The sequence below is a fragment of the Mucilaginibacter sp. genome (genome assembly GCF_041088075.1).
In the GTDB taxonomy this organism is placed as follows: Bacteria; Bacteroidota; Bacteroidia; order Sphingobacteriales; family Sphingobacteriaceae; genus Mucilaginibacter_A.
This window is the reverse complement of the sequence record NZ_JBGCVY010000054.1, coordinates 1-3,303: the sequence shown is the minus strand read 5'-3', so window position 1 is coordinate 3,303 and position 3,303 is coordinate 1. Positions and strand designations below refer to the sequence as shown.

The following is a 3,303-nucleotide window of genomic DNA, read 5'->3' as shown; positions in this document are numbered from 1 at the left end:
TTGTCATTACACAAAATTAACATATTTTAGGTTAAGAATTTACAATTTTGAATTTTATAATTTTTGAATTGTAACGATAGGCAAAGTTGATGCGCGGGGTTTTTAGGCCGGTAAAAGAAGTATGCTTCAAAACCACAATTTCAAAATCCAACGATAACAATTATCCAATTAACTTTTCACCAAACCAATTTTTTCTCTAACCAAAGGCGCAACCTGTTTCCCAAGAATTTCAATAGCTTGCAAAAGTTTGTCTTGCGGCAGATTGGCATTGTCCATTTGGATACTGACCCTGGAAATCCCGCCCAACGCATCACTATGGCGGATGATTTTTTCGGCCACTTCTTCCGGCCCGCCGATGATCAATGCGCCTTGCTTGCTCATTTGTGCATCAAAATGTGCCCTTGTAACCGGCGGCCAGCCACGTTCTTTTCCTATTTTGGTAAAAGTTTCGGCGTAGCCGGGATAAAATTCGTCAATGGCCTGCTGCGTGGTTTTTGCAACGTAACCAATGGAGTGCAAGCCTACTTTCAATTGTTCCGGCGGATGCCCGGCCCTTCTTCCTGCCTCGCGGTACAAATCTACCAACAGGCGGAACCGGTGTGTTTCGCCGCCAATAATGGCCACCATCAGCGGCAAACCCAAAGTACCGGCACGGACAAAAGACTGTGGTGTGCCGCCTACGCCTATCGAAATTGGTATCGGGTTTTGCAAAGGGCGCGGGTAAACAGCTTGGTTTTTGAGTGCCGGGCGAAACCTGCCCGACCAGCTTACGGTCTCGTTCTGCCGGATATTCAGCAATAAATCCAACTTCTCCGAAAACAACTCGTCATAATCCTGCAAATTCAAACCAAAAAGCGGAAAAGATTCGGTAAACGAACCCCGGCCTACCACCATTTCGGCCCGGCCTTGCGAAATCAGGTCTAATGTGGCAAAATTTTGAAAAACACGAACCGGGTCGGCCGCGCTCAGCACCGTTACGGCACTGGTTAACCGGATGCGTTTCGTTCGCGCCGCTGCTGCCGCAAGAATCATCGTTGGCGCGGAATCTAAAAATTCTTTGCGGTGGTGTTCGCCGATACCAAAAACATCCAGGCCAACCTGGTCTGCATATTCCATTCTTTCCAACAAATGCTGGATAGATTTGACACTGCTTAAATTTGTACCGCTGTGGTTATCCGGCATGGCGGCCGCAAAACTATCAACCCCAATTTCCATACAATTTTTACTATTAAAGATTAATTAAAAATGAAAAAAAGATGTATAAACTTGTGTAACTTTTAACTTCTTACAAAAGGATTTAACATGCTTCTTTTACCGGCATAATTTCTAAGTTTAAATGCAAGTACAGCTTTAAAGTTTTAAATTTTATGCCGATAAAAGAAGCATCGCCATCGAACCTAAATAGATTTAAACAATTATTTAACTGTGCTTACTTTGCCTGATAACCTTTGGCTCAATTCCGGGAAGCGTATCGTTGCCGTAATCCAAAGCAAACATTGCAACACAACCGGTGCAGTAATCGGAAGATGATGTTCTAAATGGGTTGCAATGGCACCGCCCAAATAAGCCGACAAAAGCAACAAACCCAGCATACCCGTACGCGGAATAATGAAAAGCAGGATGGAAACAATTTCTATAACGCCAAGCATTTTCAAAGTGGCCAAAGAGATGCCAAAACCTGCTGCGCCTTTTGCCGCTTGTTCGCCACCGGTCAGTTTCATAGAAGCGCTGGCAATAAATGCAAACGCAAGTATGGCTGTTAAAACCCAGCCAATGATGTTTCTTGTTTTTGTGTTCATGGTTTTTGGTTTTTTTTGGCAATGTATGTTTTTTAAAATGAATAACAATTAGCGGTTAAAAAAACAGTGTAATTTTTTATGACTCCTTTTTTCGTTTAGAAGGGCCAAACTACAGCAACGCGCTTTTTTTCCTCAAAATTCCTCAACCAAAACGATTATAAACACAGAGGCAATAAAAGATTTTTTTAAAAGGTTTGATTTTTATCTGTGTAAATGGTTAAGTCTATCTGCTTTCAACTTGATTTTTGCATTTGTAGAAAGCTGCACCCCCTTTCCTGTATTAATTATTTGCTGTTTGGCATTTCTTTTGGCTATGTCTTATTAAATATTTACAAAAACAAACCATAAACTATGGAAAACCACCGCGAAATAAAAAATACACTTACCTGGCATTTTGAAGGCAATTTTAACGCAACAATTGTGAATGGCGTGATCAAAGAACTGAACCTGTGCGAACCCGGAAAAGGGGTCGGTGACTGCGGCAGGTGTTTGACCAGTATAGATTATAAGTTCCTGAAATCTGTGCACGAAGCTTTGGGTGATATCTTTAAGTTTATGGACGAAGAAAACAAACGTTTGGGCTACAGTTACCCTGAAGATGAGAAAGATTGGAACAGCGAGGCCGAAAATATGATCTCTAAAATCAACAATTATGTACCAATATGAATGGATGATTTTTACTTGGTAAAAGAAGTATTTTTAGATTGTTGGATTTAGTTGACAAGTATAGTTTCAATTTTAAAATACACAGTTGTAACATTTTACGAATTTGGTTTGATAGAAAAGCAGGTTTTCTGAGATTAAAGGCAGTGCATTCATTTAATTTATACTTGATTGCAAATCATTAAATTAAATCAAAAATGTAAAGTTTAAAAGTTGGTATTATAAACTATAAGTATGCGATTTATGATTCGATTTTTGCTTCATTATTGGAAACATAATCCTTTAAAAAGTTCGGGCAAAAATCCATACCATTAGGCCATTCCAAACCACCGCCGTTATCAATTGATACTTTACTAAAATAATCCTTGTCCAATAACTGAGCGCTGATACCTTTTCCAATCAAAGGTTCAAAGTTTATTAATTTAGATTCGCCATTGTTAAATTTTAATAAAAGTAAAAAATCGCTGATTAAATTTATCTCGATAATCTTATTCATTATTGCTTATTTTAATGGTTCTATTTTATGGATTTCTTTCATTGCGGTTGCAAGTTTCCAATTTTCCATCAGCTCATCCCGATGTAAAGAAGCCCATTCTAATACCATTGCATGTGCTCTCGGTGGTAAACTTCCAACAAGGATTGTTAGTGTGTTAATGTCATATTCAGCTACATCTTCCTGGTAGATTGCATGAAAATGTGGAGGATTATGATCGCCAAAATACATACGGATTATTATTCCAAAAAATCTACTTATTTCGGGCATAAACATCTTTTTTAAATCTACTTCAAATCTACAAAAAGCTTGTTGATTGTAATATACCTAATGATTAAGCTTACCAAA

Annotated in this window: 5 protein-coding genes; 1 reads left to right on the top strand and 4 read right to left on the bottom strand. The window is 38.7% G+C overall.

Features of this window, described 5'->3' with window-relative positions:
* Positions 1-168 precede the first annotated feature (168 nt).
* Both V5804_RS13150 and V5804_RS13145 read right to left on the bottom strand, forming a co-directional pair.
* Positions 169-1,215 carry an LLM class flavin-dependent oxidoreductase gene (locus V5804_RS13150; protein ID WP_369591857.1) on the bottom strand — a complete coding sequence of 349 codons (1,047 nt, stop codon included), beginning with the start codon at positions 1,213-1,215 and terminating at the stop codon, positions 169-171.
* 200 nt (positions 1,216-1,415) lie between these two features.
* Positions 1,416-1,799 (bottom strand): DoxX family protein, encoded by a 384-nt coding sequence (locus V5804_RS13145; protein WP_369591856.1) that lies wholly within the window; start codon positions 1,797-1,799, stop codon positions 1,416-1,418.
* A gap of 351 nt (positions 1,800-2,150) precedes the next feature.
* On the opposite strand from V5804_RS13145, the gene V5804_RS13140 reads away from it, so the two are divergent.
* Positions 2,151-2,465, top strand: coding sequence for a hypothetical protein (locus V5804_RS13140; protein ID WP_369591855.1), 315 nt, complete (start codon positions 2,151-2,153; stop codon positions 2,463-2,465).
* 238 nt (positions 2,466-2,703) lie between these two features.
* Here the strand turns inward: V5804_RS13140 and V5804_RS13135 are convergent, their stop codons facing one another.
* Both V5804_RS13135 and V5804_RS13130 read right to left on the bottom strand, forming a co-directional pair.
* Positions 2,704-2,958 (bottom strand): DUF2442 domain-containing protein, encoded by a 255-nt coding sequence (locus V5804_RS13135; RefSeq protein WP_369591854.1) that lies wholly within the window; start codon positions 2,956-2,958, stop codon positions 2,704-2,706.
* Positions 2,959-2,964: 6 nt separating this feature from the next.
* Positions 2,965-3,225 carry a DUF4160 domain-containing protein gene (locus V5804_RS13130; RefSeq protein WP_369591853.1) on the bottom strand — a complete coding sequence of 87 codons (261 nt, stop codon included), beginning with the start codon at positions 3,223-3,225 and terminating at the stop codon, positions 2,965-2,967.
* Positions 3,226-3,303 lie beyond the last annotated feature (78 nt).